The sequence below is a fragment of the Sporolactobacillus sp. Y61 genome, assembly GCF_040529185.1.
In the GTDB taxonomy this organism is placed as follows: Bacteria; Bacillota; Bacilli; order Bacillales; family Sporolactobacillaceae; genus Sporolactobacillus.
On sequence record NZ_CP159510.1, the window covers coordinates 258929 to 274259 of the forward strand.

At 50.0% G+C, this 15331-nt stretch carries 14 protein-coding genes; 7 read left to right on the top strand and 7 right to left on the bottom strand.

What is annotated here, in order from left to right; genetic code table 11:
• Complete coding sequence (locus tag ABNN70_RS01305; protein WP_353948504.1) at nt 1-1152, bottom strand: cation:proton antiporter; 1152 nt, start codon at nt 1150-1152, stop codon at nt 1-3.
• A gap of 457 nt (nt 1153-1609) precedes the next feature.
• Nucleotides 1610-2305, bottom strand: coding sequence for a DUF3298 and DUF4163 domain-containing protein (locus tag ABNN70_RS01310; RefSeq protein WP_353948505.1), 696 nt, complete (start codon nt 2303-2305; stop codon nt 1610-1612).
• Nucleotides 2306-2426: 121 nt separating this feature from the next.
• On the opposite strand from ABNN70_RS01310, the gene ABNN70_RS01315 reads away from it, so the two are divergent.
• Both ABNN70_RS01315 and ABNN70_RS01320 read left to right on the top strand, forming a co-directional pair.
• The gene (locus ABNN70_RS01315; protein WP_165364317.1) at nt 2427-2726 is read left to right on the top strand and encodes a putative quinol monooxygenase; all 300 of its coding nucleotides are present in this window, start codon (nt 2427-2429) and stop codon (nt 2724-2726) included.
• Nucleotides 2727-2819: 93 nt separating this feature from the next.
• The gene (locus ABNN70_RS01320; protein WP_353948506.1) at nt 2820-3167 is read left to right on the top strand and encodes a YkvA family protein; all 348 of its coding nucleotides are present in this window, start codon (nt 2820-2822) and stop codon (nt 3165-3167) included.
• Nucleotides 3168-3197: 30 nt separating this feature from the next.
• Here ABNN70_RS01320 and aroD read toward each other — a convergent pair whose 3' ends face one another.
• Nucleotides 3198-3974 (bottom strand): type I 3-dehydroquinate dehydratase, encoded by a 777-nt coding sequence (aroD, locus tag ABNN70_RS01325; RefSeq protein ID WP_353948507.1) that lies wholly within the window; start codon nt 3972-3974, stop codon nt 3198-3200.
• Between the two features lie 532 nt (nt 3975-4506).
• Between aroD and tkt the strand changes: the two genes are divergently transcribed.
• From tkt to ABNN70_RS01345, 4 genes are all read left to right on the top strand, one after another.
• Nucleotides 4507-6534 carry a transketolase gene (gene tkt, locus ABNN70_RS01330; protein WP_353948508.1) on the top strand — a complete coding sequence of 676 codons (2028 nt, stop codon included), beginning with the start codon at nt 4507-4509 and terminating at the stop codon, nt 6532-6534.
• Nucleotides 6535-6589: 55 nt separating this feature from the next.
• On the top strand, nt 6590-7591 hold the full coding sequence (gene aroF / locus ABNN70_RS01335) for a 3-deoxy-7-phosphoheptulonate synthase (protein ID WP_353948509.1): 1002 nt from the start codon (nt 6590-6592) through the stop codon (nt 7589-7591).
• A complete protein-coding gene (gene aroB, locus ABNN70_RS01340; protein ID WP_353948510.1) occupies nt 7588-8673 on the top strand; it encodes a 3-dehydroquinate synthase in 1086 nt (361 codons plus the stop codon). The genes aroF and aroB overlap by 4 nt, the downstream gene beginning before the upstream one ends.
• Nucleotides 8674-9052: 379 nt before the next feature.
• Nucleotides 9053-9532, top strand: a complete 480-nt coding sequence (locus ABNN70_RS01345) for a hypothetical protein (protein ID WP_353948511.1) — start codon at nt 9053-9055, stop codon at nt 9530-9532.
• A 906-nt stretch (nt 9533-10438) separates the two neighbouring features.
• Here ABNN70_RS01345 and groL read toward each other — a convergent pair.
• Both groL and groES read right to left on the bottom strand, forming a co-directional pair.
• Complete coding sequence (gene groL / locus ABNN70_RS01350; protein WP_353948512.1) at nt 10439-12067, bottom strand: chaperonin GroEL; 1629 nt, start codon at nt 12065-12067, stop codon at nt 10439-10441.
• Nucleotides 12068-12101: 34 nt separating this feature from the next.
• On the bottom strand, nt 12102-12386 hold the full coding sequence (gene groES, locus ABNN70_RS01355; protein WP_353948513.1) for a co-chaperone GroES: 285 nt from the start codon (nt 12384-12386) through the stop codon (nt 12102-12104).
• Nucleotides 12387-12820: 434 nt separating this feature from the next.
• Between groES and ABNN70_RS01360 the strand changes: the two genes are divergently transcribed.
• Nucleotides 12821-13501 carry a type II CAAX endopeptidase family protein gene (locus tag ABNN70_RS01360; protein WP_129930226.1) on the top strand — a complete coding sequence of 227 codons (681 nt, stop codon included), beginning with the start codon at nt 12821-12823 and terminating at the stop codon, nt 13499-13501.
• 170 nt (nt 13502-13671) lie between these two features.
• Here ABNN70_RS01360 and map read toward each other — a convergent pair whose 3' ends face one another.
• Nucleotides 13672-14430 (bottom strand): type I methionyl aminopeptidase, encoded by a 759-nt coding sequence (gene map, locus ABNN70_RS01365; protein ID WP_129930227.1) that lies wholly within the window; start codon nt 14428-14430, stop codon nt 13672-13674.
• A gap of 83 nt (nt 14431-14513) precedes the next feature.
• Complete coding sequence (locus ABNN70_RS01370) at nt 14514-15158, bottom strand: redox-sensing transcriptional repressor Rex (RefSeq protein ID WP_353948514.1); 645 nt, start codon at nt 15156-15158, stop codon at nt 14514-14516.
• Between the last annotated feature and the right edge of the window lie 173 nt (nt 15159-15331).

A 15331-nucleotide genomic window follows, 5' to 3' on the forward strand; every position in this document is an offset into this window, starting at 1 on the left:
TCAGGCTGCTTCATGATCTCTTTCATTGGCAAAGAGCCTGCTTAAGGCGGGCGGCGTCACCAGCGTGGTGATCAGAACGACAAGGATCAGCGGGGTATAATACATCTCATCCAGAAGGCCTGAAGTCATACCGATGGAGGCAAGGATCAGGGCCACCTCTCCACGCGAGATCATACCCGCCCCGATTTTCGCTGCGCCGTGAAAATCAAATCCGGTCATCCAGGCACCCAGACCTGAACCCGCAAGTTTGGTGAAAATGGCCAGAAGCGAAAGGGCGATAATGAACCAGATGTGACGGTCAAGTCCGGTAAACGTGACATTCAGTCCGATACTGACAAAAAACACCGGAACAAAAATGCCATATGAAATCGGCTCAATCTTCTGTTCCACCTTCTCCTTAAAGGGTGTCTGTGCGATAGCCGCCCCGGCGATAAAAGAACCGATGATACCCGCCACGCCAAGCCATTCGGCATAACAGGCAAAGAAGAACCCGATCATGACTGCCGCGCTGACCACCGGTTCGGAGACCTTCAACCCGCCGAACCAGCGCATGATCCATGGAACAGCTTTCCAGCTGATCAGGAGGATGGTGGCAAAGAACAGAATTTTCTGTCCAATTACAAGCAGTGTACTCTCATCTGATCCGCCGAAAAAGCTCATGACAAAAGCCAGCAGAACAATGACCAGAACATCGTCGAGTACCGCGGCCCCGAGGATGGTCGTACTTTCCCGCGTCTGAAGCTTGCCCATTTCCTTCAAAGTCTGTACCGTAATGCTCACTGAAGTCGCAGAAAGAACCAGCCCCAGAAAGATCCCCTGATTAAGCGGCATGCCCATCCCGAGTCCTGCCAGCGTACCAAATCCAAGCGGAAAGATAATCCCTCCGACGGCCACAGCCGTCGACGGCCGGGCATTTTTTCGCAGATCGTCAAGGTCAGCTTCAAGTCCGGCAATGAACATCAGCAGGATCACACCGGCTTCGCTGATGATATGGATCATTTCCGAATTGGGTATCCACCCCAGAACAGCCGGGCCAATCAGAATGCCCACCAGTAATTCCCCAAGCACAGCCGGCTGTTTCATCAGGACACTCAGATGTCCGGCTATTTTGGTCGCAAGTAAAATGACAGCCAGTTCAAAAATAAAGTCCATCGGTTCCCCCCTGTGATGAAATGATAAAGTGAAACGTCAATCCGTGAGGGACTTTCGAGCACACAGGGCACCCTCATTTTTAGCCTGCGCGCATCCCTCCGCTGATTGTCTGTTGGACCCATCGTGCTGCAGCAGGCAGTGATCCCACACCCGGGCAAGAGGGCACTGCCCGTTCAGGCGGGATAAAAAAAGCAAAAAAGGAGCCTGTGCTGACAGGCTCCACCAGAATCGTGCATATTTATCTTTATATTGTTTATCTCTACTTTATCCTGAGACAGGTGGCTATGTCAAATATTAATAAAAAAAAAGAGCCCCTGTTCGGGCTCAACAATCTATATCATAAAAGGGGGGAAGCCAAAAGAACAACGCATTGCTTTAACAGTTATTATCATACTGCATCCAGCTGATTATTGGCACAATATGGCATAATTTTGATAAACATCACAGATTTCTCATATCATTTGAAAACTTCCCTCGGGACATGGATATGAATGATTCCGTTTGAATAAGGTGCAACTTCATATTCCTGAAAAACCAGCGTGATGCCATCCCTGTCGAAGTAAAACTGCCCCTCTTTTTGATCGATGCCTTTGAAGCTGTCAATAAAGAAATCATATCGACCCGCTTTTTTCAGTTCAATCATTTGATTCTTCACATAATCATTGACCTGATCAAGCTGCGTTTGATTTGTCACGACATCCCCGAGTTGTAACTGTTCCCCTGTGTCCGTTTTGAAATTATAAGTTTTTTCATAATGCATGCCGTGCGCTCCGCCGGTGTAAGCTTCATCGACAAAAGAAACACTGAGCAGCCGGCCGTCATTGAAGCGCACATAAGGTCTCGTACTGGCATAATACGGTCCCGGGATACCGGTCAGCTTGTCTTTTTCGTACTGTTTTCGGTATGCCTGATCTTTTCGCCATATGGCATCCGCGTGCTCCAGAAAAGCCTTATTAATGTTTTTTCGAATCGATTCCTGATCGATTCCGGACCTCACCACAGGATAGAAGATCCCGTTTGACAATTTCTGAATGCTGATCTTCACCGGGGACGGCTGGTCTGCCGCCACAGCCTGTCCCGCCGGCGGCCACCATCCCATCAGCACAAGTACCATCACTAGTGCCATCATGCTTTTCCCTGTCACACGCTTCACCCCAACTCGCCTTTATTATTCCTAGTATGTCCTTATGATCTTACGTTATAAAAAAGGGCAGAGTCATTTATCATTCTTTTTTCAGAACGAAACCGTTAGAATAGAAGATGAGGTGAATCAGATGATCATTATTCACGCAACCTTTCATGTCAGACAGGAAAACCGTGATCTTTTTCAGACAGAATCAGTCCCGCTGATTACCGGATCCCGGATGGAATCTGGAAATATCCGCTATACCCTTTACGAAGATCCCTCAGACAGGAACAGCTTCATCCTGGTTGAAGAATGGAAAGATGAAAAAGCTGTTCAGCGCCACAGACAGTCTGCACAAGTTACCGCATTTATGGCCAGAGCGGACCTGCTTTTCGATCGTCCGACAGCGATTAGCTGTTATTCAGCCAGAAAACTGCCTTCTGAATGAGGTGCGGTCATGTCACAGAAACTTAAAGCGCTCGCCCACTTGTCAAAAGAACGATTGTGGATCCCTTAACGCCTCAAAAGACAGACGGACACCATGGTATGCGAAAGCCTTTGCCTGTGCATCGTTGCCTGCGCGTTCAACCCGATTGATCCGATTCCAGACTTCATCCCGATTCCCCGCTATCTGGATGAGTTCATAATCACCCCTTTTGCCCTCATGCTGGCTGTAAAATGTATTCCTGAATCCGTCATGACGGACGCAAAAATAAAAACACAGCAACGAAAAAGAAATACAGGAACGCCAAAATTCAGAACAGCTGTTTCAGGCTTCTCTGCCTGCACGGATTCTGTACTGGATTTTCTTATACTGGCTTTGATTCTCCGGCCGGATGATTTGTGCATTCGGTCGGATCTTCGCCATTTCCACCGGATTATGGCCTGAACTGACCGGAATCCCGATATTTCGGCAAGTTCAGTACCCTGCGCCCTCTTCTCGGGGATCAGGAGACAGTTCAGTTAGCATGTGTTTCAGATGATTCACTTCAATCTGTCCAGGCGCGGAAACCTCGTTCAGGCTTCCGAAAGTGACAGCGGATCCGGTGAGCATTCCGCTGATTCGGGAAACTTTACCCAGACTGCCCATTGCCATCGTAATAATCGGAATCGTCATTGACTCCCTCGCCTCCAGAGTTGCCTCCATCAGTGTCAGCACGTCGCCCGGTAAACGGGGCATCACCGCTATTTTTGCTATATCCGCCTTTCCCGCTTCCATTTTTTTCAGTTTTGTGACGAGGTCATTCCGGGAAGGGGTATGGGAAAAGTCATGTGAACTGATGATCACTTTCCCTCCTGCCCGGTGTACCGCATCAATAAGGCGTGCCCTTCCCCTTGAAGGGCGTGTCTGTTCCAGATCAACAGCATCAGCCAGTTTCCGCTCGATCAGCCTCTCGTACAGCTGAAAATATGCCGGATCACTAAGCGGCTTCTCCCCGCCTTCGCGTGAGCTTCTGAAGGTGGCCAGCAGCGGCTTTTCGCCAAGGACCTCCCGCAACCGTCCGGCTGCATGCAACAGGGATGCAACGGACAGATCCTTCATGTAGTCGATACGCCATTCGGCAAAGTCGGCCGGACCGGAGGCGATCTGTGCTGCAATATGCGCCGCTGCTTCACAGGACGTTCCCGTGATCGGTACACAGATCTTCGGTATGCCGGAACCGATGGTCAGATTTTTTAACGTAACTGTTTTCATATTCACCCTTCTTACAGCCGTTTCTGTTATCGCGAGCGTAGCATGCAGCTGACGGACTGTCAATCAGCCTGAAGAGCCCGGCGAGCCCCTGTTTTCAGATATTGTCCATGATTCTCTGTCAGGATACCTTTCCATTTTTCAAACTTGTCTTGACATTTTTAATATTTACTGCTATCTTATTAACACTAACTGATTGGGAGTTTTGATGATGGTTCATGCAGAACAAGGGTGTTGTTTTCAAATGAATCGATACTATTACTTTGGCTGGTTTATTTAGGTGTTTGCACCTCGCCCGCAGCAGATGCAAACACTTCCGTTTGCATCTGTGCCGGCCAAAGCAGTTTCGCATGTGTCAGAAAAACGAGCCGCACAGATGTTGTCCAGACAGATAAGGACAATAAACTGTGCGGCTTTTCCCGGTTCAGAGTAAGAAATCGAAAAAGGCCCACGGTTTATTGAAAACCGTGGGCCCTTTTTTCAGTACGTCCGTCGCTGCCGGGATTGACAAGAAACAGAAAGGAGTGAAGCTACAATGAAGTTTGACGAAATTGACGAAAGTTGTGTGAATGCGATACGTATGCTGAGCTGTGAATGCATTGAACGTGCCGGTTCCGGACATCCGGGACTTCCTCTCGGTGCCGCTCCGATGGCCTACGTGCTGTGGCGCAATCATTTACGTCTGAATCCGGATGATCCGGAATGGTTTGATCGCGACCGCTTTGTCCTGTCGGCCGGTCATGGCTCAGCCATGCTTTACAGTCTGCTGCATTTGTCGGGATTTGATCTAACCATGGATGATTTGAAACATTTCCGCCGGTTCCGCAGCAGAACGCCCGGACACCCGGAACGGGGAAGCGCGCCCGAAGTTGAGGCAACAACTGGTCCACTGGGCCAGGGCCTTGGAATGGCAACAGGTATGGCTATGGCTGAAGCCCATCTGGCAGCTGTCTGTCACTCAGGCGAGGAGGTGATCAATCACCGGACATTCGTTCTGTGCGGAGACGGAGATCTGATGGAAGGCGTTTCCTATGAAGCTGCAAGCCTCGCCGGTCATCTGAAACTGAACAAATTAATGGTCCTGTATGATTCGAACAGCGTCTCACTTGATGGCCGGGCAGACCGATCATTTTCTGAAGATGTACGCGGCCGTTTTAAAAGCTGCGGCTGGAATTATCTGCGGGTGGAAGACGGCAATGATCTGTCCGCCATCGACGCGGCGATTGAACGCGCAAAACAGCAGAGGAATGGACCGACGCTGATAGAAGTCCGGACGGTCATTGGTTTCGGTGCGCCGGGTCAGGGAACAAATCAGGTCCACGGCACCCCGCTCGGAGAAAAGGGATTGGCAGAACTTCGCCGCCGGCTGCACTGGGATCATCCTGAATTTACTGTTCCCCGGAACGTTCGGGAACGCTTCAGGCAGTGCATCGGCCAACGGGGAGGGCAGGCTGAAGCTGAATGGAAGTGCCGGGTGAATCAATGGGCGGCAGGTCATCCGGATAAAGCCGAAAAGTTAACGCAGGCATTGAACCATCAGCTGCCTCCGGACTGGAAAGAGGGACTCCCGCGCGAGGTGACCGGTTCCGAGTCCGGACGCGTGACCAGCCATCGCATCATTCAGATTCTGGCAGATAAGCTTCCCTTTCTGTGGGGCGGATCAGCCGATCTCGCCAGTTCGAATAAAACAAATATTGAACGCAGCGATTTGTTCCGTGCGGAGCGCCGTGAGGGACGAAATATTGCCTTCGGTGTCCGTGAGTTTGCTGAAGCATCGGCGCTGAACGGGATCGCGCTTCACGGCGGCAGCCGGGTATTCGGCGGCACCTTCTTCGTTTTTTCCGATTACATGCGTGCCGCCATCCGCCTGGCAGCCCTTCAGAAGCTGCCTGTGATCTATATTTTCACCCACGATTCGATTGCCGTTGGAGAAGATGGTCCGACCCATGAACCGGTGGAACAGCTGATGAGTCTGCGGGCGATGCCCGGTGTGTCGCTCATCCGTCCCGCTGATGCGAATGAGACCGTCGCAGCCTGGGAAGCAGCAATAGAGACCTCAGACCGGCCAACGATTCTCGCCCTGTCCCGCCAGAAACTGCCTGTACTGAGCGGAACCGCGGAACAGGCTGAAGAAGGGGTCCGGCACGGCGGTTACGTGCTTTCCCCGCAGGAGGGGGCATGGCCCGAGGGGATTCTGATCGCCACCGGATCGGAAGTCCGGCTCGCTATCGGTGCACAAAAGTTGCTGCGCCAGTCCGGGCATGATGTTTCCGTAGTATCGATGCCCTGTTTCGACCGGTTTGAGAAACAGAGTCAGGCCTATCGTGAATCGGTTCTTCCTTCCACCGTGCGCCGGCGGATGTCGATTGAAATGGGGGCGACATTCGGCTGGGAACGTTATGTCGGCCTGCAGGGCATCTCCCTTGGCGTCGACACATTCGGCGCCAGCGGATCTGCAGAAGATCTGATGAATCATTTCGGTTTTACAGAAAATCATATTGTCACGCTTTACACGCAGGCAGCCGAGAAGCCTGTCAACCTGGTTCATCCGCAGGTTGGCTGACCGGCCCCGGCAACGTAAAATTATATCAACCTATACCAAAGTGAGGTCATACAACATGATTATTCAATTCAAGGAAAACGTGACGCCAGACACGCAGAAGGCATTTGCAGCAAAATTCAGCCGGCTTAACAAGCAGGTTTTAACTGCAGGGTCAAGAATGGCCGTCACAGAGCTCAACCATTGCGAATTCTCGGATCATGAAGCATCCGCCATCGATAAAATCGTCACGGATACACCGCCCTATGTCCTGGCGAGCCGCCTGTTTCATCCTGAAGATACGGTGATTCGGCTCCCGCATTCAGTGATCGGCGGCCCTGCTTTTACCCTGATGGCCGGTCCCTGCTCCGTTGAGTCGGAAGAACACATCCGCCATATGGCCCGCGTCGCCCGGGAAGGCGGCGCAACCGTTCTGCGCGGCGGTGCGTTCAAGCCCCGCACCTCCCCCTATTCTTTTCAGGGTCTCGGTGAAGAGGGGCTGCGTTACCTGCGCGAGGCCGCTGATGAAAACGGAATGGATGTGATTACGGAGGTCATGGACGAGACCCATGTACCGCTTGTAGCCAAATATGCTGATGTGCTGCAGATCGGTGCCCGCAACATGCAGAACTTTTCACTGTTAAAAGCCGTCGGGAAAACCCGTATCCCTGTCGCACTGAAGCGGGGCATGGCGGCCAGTATCGACGACCTGCTGAACGCCTCTGAATATATCGCAAGCGGCGGTAATCATAACATCATGCTGATCGAACGCGGGATTCGGACGTTTGATCACAAATATACACGCAATACCTTTGATGTCGCGGCCGTACCGGTTCTGCAGAAGCTGACGCACTACCCGGTTCTTGTCGATCCGAGTCATGCCGCCGGTGTATGGGATCTGGTGGCACCGCTCGCCTGCGCAGGAACCGCAGCCGGTGCCAGCGGAATGATTGTGGAAATTCATGACCGACCGGAAGAAGCGATGTCCGACGGTCCTCAGGCCCTGAAGCCAGACACGTACCTGAGGATGGTCAGACGTATTTCAGCGCTCAGACAGCTTATGGAAACCTGGGAGGGATGATTTTGGAAGTCTCTGTAAATCTGCCAGACAAAACCTATAAGGTGCTGATTCACCGCGGCCTGATTCATCACCTGGGAAATCGGCTCAGCCGGATCTGGACACCCGGGAAGGTCGCTGTCATCAGCGACAGTACGGTTGGCCCCCTTTATCAGGATCAGGTCATTCGCCAGCTGCGAACCGCGGGCTTTCTGGCGACCGGTCTCAAGGTACCGGCCGGAGAGTCTTCGAAAAGCTGGGAGACAGCTGTCACACTCTACCGGGCACTGATCGATCATCATTTTACACGATCAGACGGCATAGTCGCTTTGGGTGGTGGCGTGATCGGTGATCTTGCCGGTTTTGTCGCCTCAACTTATATGCGCGGCATCGCATTCGTCCAGGTCCCGACATCACTTCTGGCACAGGTCGACAGCAGCGTCGGTGGTAAGACGGCGGTTAACCTCGATACAGGCAAAAATATAGTGGGCACGTTTTATCAGCCTGATGCCGTCTTTATCGATCCCGACACTCTTGAAACCCTCCCGGATCGTTACATCGCCGAAGGATACGCGGAAATTGTCAAAATGTCTGCCCTGTCAGGCGGTTCATTCTGGGAGACAACCGGACAGATCCATCACCCGGAAGACATTGTTGCCCGGGCAGAGGTGCTGATTCAGAAAAGTGTCGCTTTTAAAGCCCGTATCGTCATTGCAGACGAGAAGGAATCCGGTCTCCGGCAGATTCTTAATTTTGGCCACACGATCGGCCATGCGATAGAGCTTCAGGCCAAAGGCAGACTGGCTCACGGCGAAGCCATCAGTATCGGTATGGCAAGACTGTCACAACTGTTCGAGAACTACGGCCTGACCGAATCCGGTACCTCCCGCAGCCTGATTCAGCGGCTGCAGGAAGTGGGACTGCCGCTTGACTCTTCATTGATTGGCACTTCGGACTTTTACCATAAAATTATTTCGGACAAAAAGAATCACGGCGGCCGCCTCAATCTTGTCTATTTAAAGAAGCCGGGTGAACCGGCCCTGTATCCTGTGCCGACTGACCAGCTCCAATTGTTTTTCTCGGGAAAGAATTCCCTGGAATCTTAACCGGCAGAACATTGAGAATCCTGAACGCCATATTCAGAAAAAAACCTCTTTTTCATCAGCAGAGAGGTTTTTTTCCTGCCTATCGTCATGTTTATGAGACAGGCTATGGATCATTCCTCTTCCTTTTTCCCGAAAAAAAAGACTTCCTTTGTCGCAGATATGGATCAAGGCTTACGAATCCGGGAAAAGAAGAAAGGATGTGAATCGTTCTCTATTAAATGATCGCCTCAGTAACCACGGACAAATAGCCCACATACAGTAACTGTGTTGTGAAGAAAAACTTGCCGACTGGCCGGTCGCAGGCGCCGCCTGAAGTTTCGTTTTTCTGAACCTTTTTTCTACAAAAAGGATAAAAAAGAATCAGGAGTGATCATCTATAATGAATTATGACTATCAGAATCCTTATCACATGGACCGGAATCCGAATGACATGACTCAGAACCCCTATTATAGGAACATGAATCCGGATCCTATGAATCCAGGTTACATGAATCCGGATCCTATGAATCCAAGTCACATGAATCCGGGTCATATGAATCCAAGTCACATGAATCCGGGTCATATGAATCCGGGTTATATGAATCCAAGTATGAATCCAGGTCAAGTGAATCCGGGTCATATGATGCCCAATCCGAATAGTCATCCTGCACATCTGAAAGATCGCGTCCTCAGTGCCGTTGCCCCTGTTCTCCAGTATGGGATGAAAGAAGCCATGTACACCTCTCATCATCACGCAATGACAGAAGTCGCCGCAATCACGTATCTCATGGGCATGGGCTACGATCCCCGGATGGCAAGACAGATTGTCGAGTCATGGGAGATCGATGAAGCCTTTTATCCACGTCAGGAAAATCGTTAAATCTGAACAAAAAGGCATTTCCCCCGTCATATATCAGGACACCCGGTGATGGGTGCCCTTTTAAACATGACGAACCCGCCACATTTTTACCCCATTCCAAAATGACATGTACCTGTCCGGACGGGTTGTAGAAAGAGTCGGGCAAAGAAGCACGATGAGAAGAGGGGTTCTCCTCTGGGGGCGGGCTGCTTGCGTAAACGGCCGTCTCTCCACCCAGCTGTTTCGGCGCGATCAACAACCAACTAACCAGACAATGGACAGGATCGTTAGTTGTGAATCCAGTCGTTTGCTTAATAGGCAGAGATTTTCCGCTTAAATGCAGAATGGAACTCGTATCAGAGTATCATAAGCGGAGATTTTCCGATTAGGCAATGAAAAATCCCCCCTTTTCATGTTTTGTTGAGTCAATAGGCAGAATCCCTCCGTCTATTGAAATTCGCATTGATCCTTTTTACTGAGTTAGACGGAATTTTTCCGCCAAGCGGTTTTGCGCCTGCTTCGAACCCGAAACAGCCGGCGCTCAGCACCGTGCTGCCGTGCTTACCTCACCCGAACTGCTGATGTCCTCATTTATTGAGCCACCGGGCAGCAATGCCGGGCCATCCTGGGTGAGACCGTAATCCTTAAGTTTTGTCTGCATTAAAAAAAGGGGGCCGATCGTCACTGCTGTTCATAACCATGGATGTGCAGTCTGCCGGGCACACAGGGGAGCCATTCAGGAAAGAGTTTTGTTGCTGCAGCAGATGCCGGTCTCTTTAACTTCAAAAAAAGGCACGAAAAAAGAGGCCCTCATCAGTAGACTAACCTCATGAGAAACCTCTTATTTCCTTATTAAATCAGTTTACAGCACATAGATGGCAGATTAATATCCGAACTATGCCCGGGTCCCCTGGGGGTCAGGCATGATTACATCATGCCGCCGCCCATGCCTCCTGGTGCCTGCGGTGCCTGAGGAGCAGGATTTTTTTCCGGTTTGTCGGCAACAACAGCTTCAGTGGTCAGCATCATGGCTGATACGGAAGCAGCGTTCTGCAGAGCCGAACGGGTTACCTTAGTCGGGTCAACGATACCGGCTTCAATCATGTCTACCCATTGATTCTTGGCGGCATCGTATCCGACACCCGTTTTCTGGGTCTTCAGCTTTTCAACGATTACTGAGCCTTCGAGTCCGGCGTTTTCGCCAATCTGACGAACCGGTTCTTCAAGAGCGCGAATCACGATATTGACACCGGTCTTTTCGTCGCCCTCAGCTTCGACTGCCGCAACGTCTTTGATGACATTGGCAAGGGCTGTACCGCCTCCGGCAACAATACCTTCCTGAACCGCCGCACGGGTTGAGTTCAAGGCATCTTCAATACGCAGTTTGCGTTCCTTCAGTTCTGTTTCAGTAGCCGCGCCGACTTTGATCACGGCGACACCACCGGCCAGTTTAGCCAGGCGTTCCTGAAGCTTTTCCTTATCGAAATCGGAAGTTGTTTCTGCCAGCTGAGCTTTGATCTGGTTGACACGTCCGGCAATCTTTTCAGAATCTCCGGCGCCTTCAACGATCGTTGTATCGTCCTTCGTTACGATCACTTTTGCAGCCGAACCTAACTGATCAAGGGTCGTTTCTTTCAGTTCAAGGCCAAGGTCGCTCGTGATCACCTGACCGCCTGTCAGCACAGCAATATCTTGCAGCATAGCTTTCCTGCGATCACCAAATCCAGGTGCTTTAACAGCGACAGCTGTAAATCTGCCCTGCAGTTTGTTGATAATCAGGGTTGCGAGTGCTTCACCTTCAACATCTTCTGCGATGATCAGAAGTGATTTACCCTGCTGAACAACTTTTTCAAGTACAGGAAGGATTTCCTGAATATTTGAAATCTTCTTGTCGGTAATTAGAATGTATGGATCTTCGAGATTGGCTTCCATCTTATCCTGATCTGTTGCCATATATGCCGAAGCATAGCCGCGATCGAACTGCATCCCTTCTACGACATCCAGTTCCGTTGCGAAGCCTTTGGATTCTTCAATTGTTACCACACCGTCGTTTCCGACTTTTTCCATTGCTTCTGCAATCAGTCCGCCGACTTTTTCGTCAGCTGCGGAAATTGAGGCAACCTGAGCAATAGAAGCTTTGCCTTCAATTGGTTTGGAAATCTTTTTCAGGCCTTCTACAGCGGCCTGAGTCGCTTTTTCAATACCGCGGCGAATACCCATCGGATTCGCACCGGAAGCAACGTTTTTCAGACCTTCGCGGATCATGGCCTGTGCAAGAACCGTTGCAGTCGTCGTTCCGTCGCCGGCAACATCGTTCGTCTTGCTGGCCACTTCGGAAACAAGACGGGCACCCATGTTTTCAAATTTATTTTCAAGTTCAATTTCTTTCGCAATCGTCACACCGTCGTTCGTGATCAGCGGTGAACCATATTTTTTATCAAGTACGACGTTCCGGCCTTTCGGTCCAAGCGTTACCTTTACCGCATTTGCCAGAGCGTCTACACCATTCAGCATCGAGCGGCGCGCTTCTTCACCAAACGTAAGTTCTTTTGCCATTATTTAAATTCCCTCCTGATATGATTTAACCGTTTCATTCAATGACTGCAAGAACGTCGTCCTGACGAACAACCAGGTAGGCCTTACCGTCATATTTCACTTCGGTACCTGCATATTTTGAAAAGATTACTTTTTCTCCTTCTTTCACATCAAGCGCGATACGTTCGCCCTTATCGGACACTTTGCCCGTTCCGACTGCGACAACCCGTCCTTCCTGCGGCTTTTCTTTGGCCGAGTCAGGCAGCACGATGCCACTTGCCGTCTTCTCTTCCTTTTGCTGTGGTTCGATGACGATCCGATCACCTAATGGCTTTAACATGAAAAAACCCTCCTTAAAAAGGTGTTAAGTAAGTACTTTGTTAGCACTCTCACCCTCTGAGTGCTAATCCATCTAATATAATAATCAATTCCCTTCTTTTTTGCAAGTTTTTCCTTAAAAATTTATCGCACCCGATGCACCGCTTCAGGAAGGGCTTTGCGGGCTTCCGTCCGTTCATTGCAGCCGGAGATTGTGTCAATCAGGCGCCATCAGCAGATTGTTCTCTGATGTATGCTAAAATAAAGTGAAACGCCAACCAGTGAGGGGTCCCTTTGAACCCATCGAGCTGCTGCGGGCTGTGATTCTCCACCCGGGCCGGTTCGTTTACTTTCATAACTTTAAGATGGGAGGCTCACTGCCCGTTCATGCGGGATACATATTACCGTTTCTGACGTGCTTTTTTCATTCTAACAGAGATATGAGGTGTCCGGGATTTGCTGAAACGCTATATTATGATTGTGGTTATTTATTTACTATGCTTTATCTCCCCTTTTATACCAGGTTTCATGTGGCTTGCCGGCCGGTTCCCGACGATTCAGCAGGGATATGGAACGGTTTATACCGGCGTCTTTCTGATCACACTGGCGGTTGTTCTGCTGCTGCTGCTTCCTGAGCGGCACATGCGTTCAGATAAAAAAGCTTCTCCGCTGATCTCGGTCGTCTGGGCGGTACTCGGCGTCTTCGCTCTCTACCTGATTCAGGTTCTGTCTGTGTTGATCAATTATGCCGCATTTGGACAGATTCCGAAATCGGAACATACGCAGGACATTATTTCTCTGGCCCGTATGTCCCCGATCTTTATTTTAACGGTCAGTATCGTCGGCCCGCTGCTGGAAGAAATTGTTTTCCGTAAGATCTTCTATGGCAGCCTGCGCAGAAAAACAGGTGTGATCCTGGCGGCAATTATCAGTTCCCTCGTTTTCGCATTGATGCATGGTGATATCCGCAATCTGATCATCTATTTCAATATCGGACTTTTCCTCTGCTTTACCTATCAGATGACGAACCGAATCGTGGTCAATATGTTCATGCATGCCGCCATGAATGCCGCAGCTGTGCTGATCAGCCTGAATGCTCCGGCCATATCAGGCCTGGCTCTCTCCTTCTTCCGCTGAACCTGTCCTGTTGACAGGGGTAGCTTTTCGCCTCATAACGAAGAACAATCTGCCGGCTGACAAATTGCGGACACCGCCGGAGGCTTTGTTTTTCTGAAACTTATTCTGGAAAAAAACTTTATACTAAAAAAAGGATTCCACTTCCAGCGGAATCCTTTTTACAGCCCTGTTTATGCTTCATCATCAAGGGTGGTCAGAATTTCCGGACCATCCTTTGTAATGGCAATCGTATGCTCATATTGTGCGGAAAGTGAACCATCCACCGTCCGTGCTGTCCAGCCATTGTTATCAACTTTCGCCTGCCAGCCTCCGGTATTCAGCATCGGCTCAATGGTAATCGTCATGCCGTCCCTGAGTCTGAGACCGCGGCCCGCTTTGCCATAATGGGCGACGGCCGGATCCTCGTGCATGGTCGGTCCGATCCCATGACCCACAAATTCACGGACAACGCTGAGTCCACGCGTCTCCGCGTATTCCTGGATCGCATGGCCGATGTCCCCCAGCCGGTTGCCGACGACGGATTGCTTTATTCCTTCATAGAGGGCTTCTTTTGTCGTATCCAGCAGGTGCTGCGCTTCATCAGAAATATTTCCAACTGCATAACTCCATGCGGAATCGGACAGTGCACCGTTCAGGTTTACAACCATATCAATCGTCACAATGTCACCGTTTTTCAGTGGCTTTTTGTTTGGAAAACCATGGCAGATTTCATCATTGACCGAGGCGCAGGTTGCATATTTATAGCCCTGAAATCCCTTTTCCTCCGGAGTGGCACCGTTTTTTTTCAGAAAATCATTGACGAATTCTTCGATGTCCCAGGTGGTGACCCCCGGCCTGATCATCGATCTGATTTTCTGATGCGTCAATGCAAGTAATCTGCCGGACTTTTTCATCTCGGCTATTTCATTTTTTGATTTTAACTGAATCATCCGTACATTCCACCTTTATCTTTCCCGTGTCTACTTTACCAGAGCATAACACTTTGTATTGTAACACTTTATCAGCTTTAAGATTATTGAGATTGCTTTTCTTCTATTGCATGATTCAGGAAATAAATCAGCGCCTGGAGCTCTACCGTCATGTCGACATGGCGGACATAAACGTCAGGCGGCAGCTGCAGGCGGACCGGAGCAAAGTTCAGAAACCCGTGTATACCCGAAGCCATGGCAAGTTCCGCTACTTTCTGCGCCTGGCCGGCCGGAACCGTCAGAATGGCCGCTGCGATGTCGGTGTTATCGTCCGTCTTCAGTTCATCCAAGGTATGAATCTTTGTTCCGCCAATCTCCTTCCCCGCTTTCGAAGGATTGACATCATAAGCTTTCACAATCCTTGTATTATCATTTTTTTGTAAGTTGTGGTTCAGGAGCGCTGTACCAAGATGACCGACACCAATTAAAATCACTTTCGATAATTCATCCTGATATAAAGTCTTTCTCAGAAATTCCATCAGATGCCGGGTATTATACCCGTAGCCCTTTCTCCCGAGCGCACCAAAATAAGAAAAATCCTTGCGAATGGTTGTGGAATCTATCTGCACAATTTTACCAAACTCAGAAGATGAGATGCGTGTTTTTCCATTTGCCACCAGGCGCTGAAGCGACCGGTAGTACACCGGAAGCCGTTCCGCAGTCGCCTGGGGTACTTTTTGAACTGCCATGACTGTCCTTCCTCCCCGCTCTGTATCAATCCACCTGTATCTCTTTAATTATATTCATTTTTGAAAGCGGATCATTCTTTTTTACTATACATCAATACGAAACATATTTGTTCCTCTTTTCACAACCGATATTCCCGGTTGCCTGATAAAACGGGAATAGGATACAATGATGA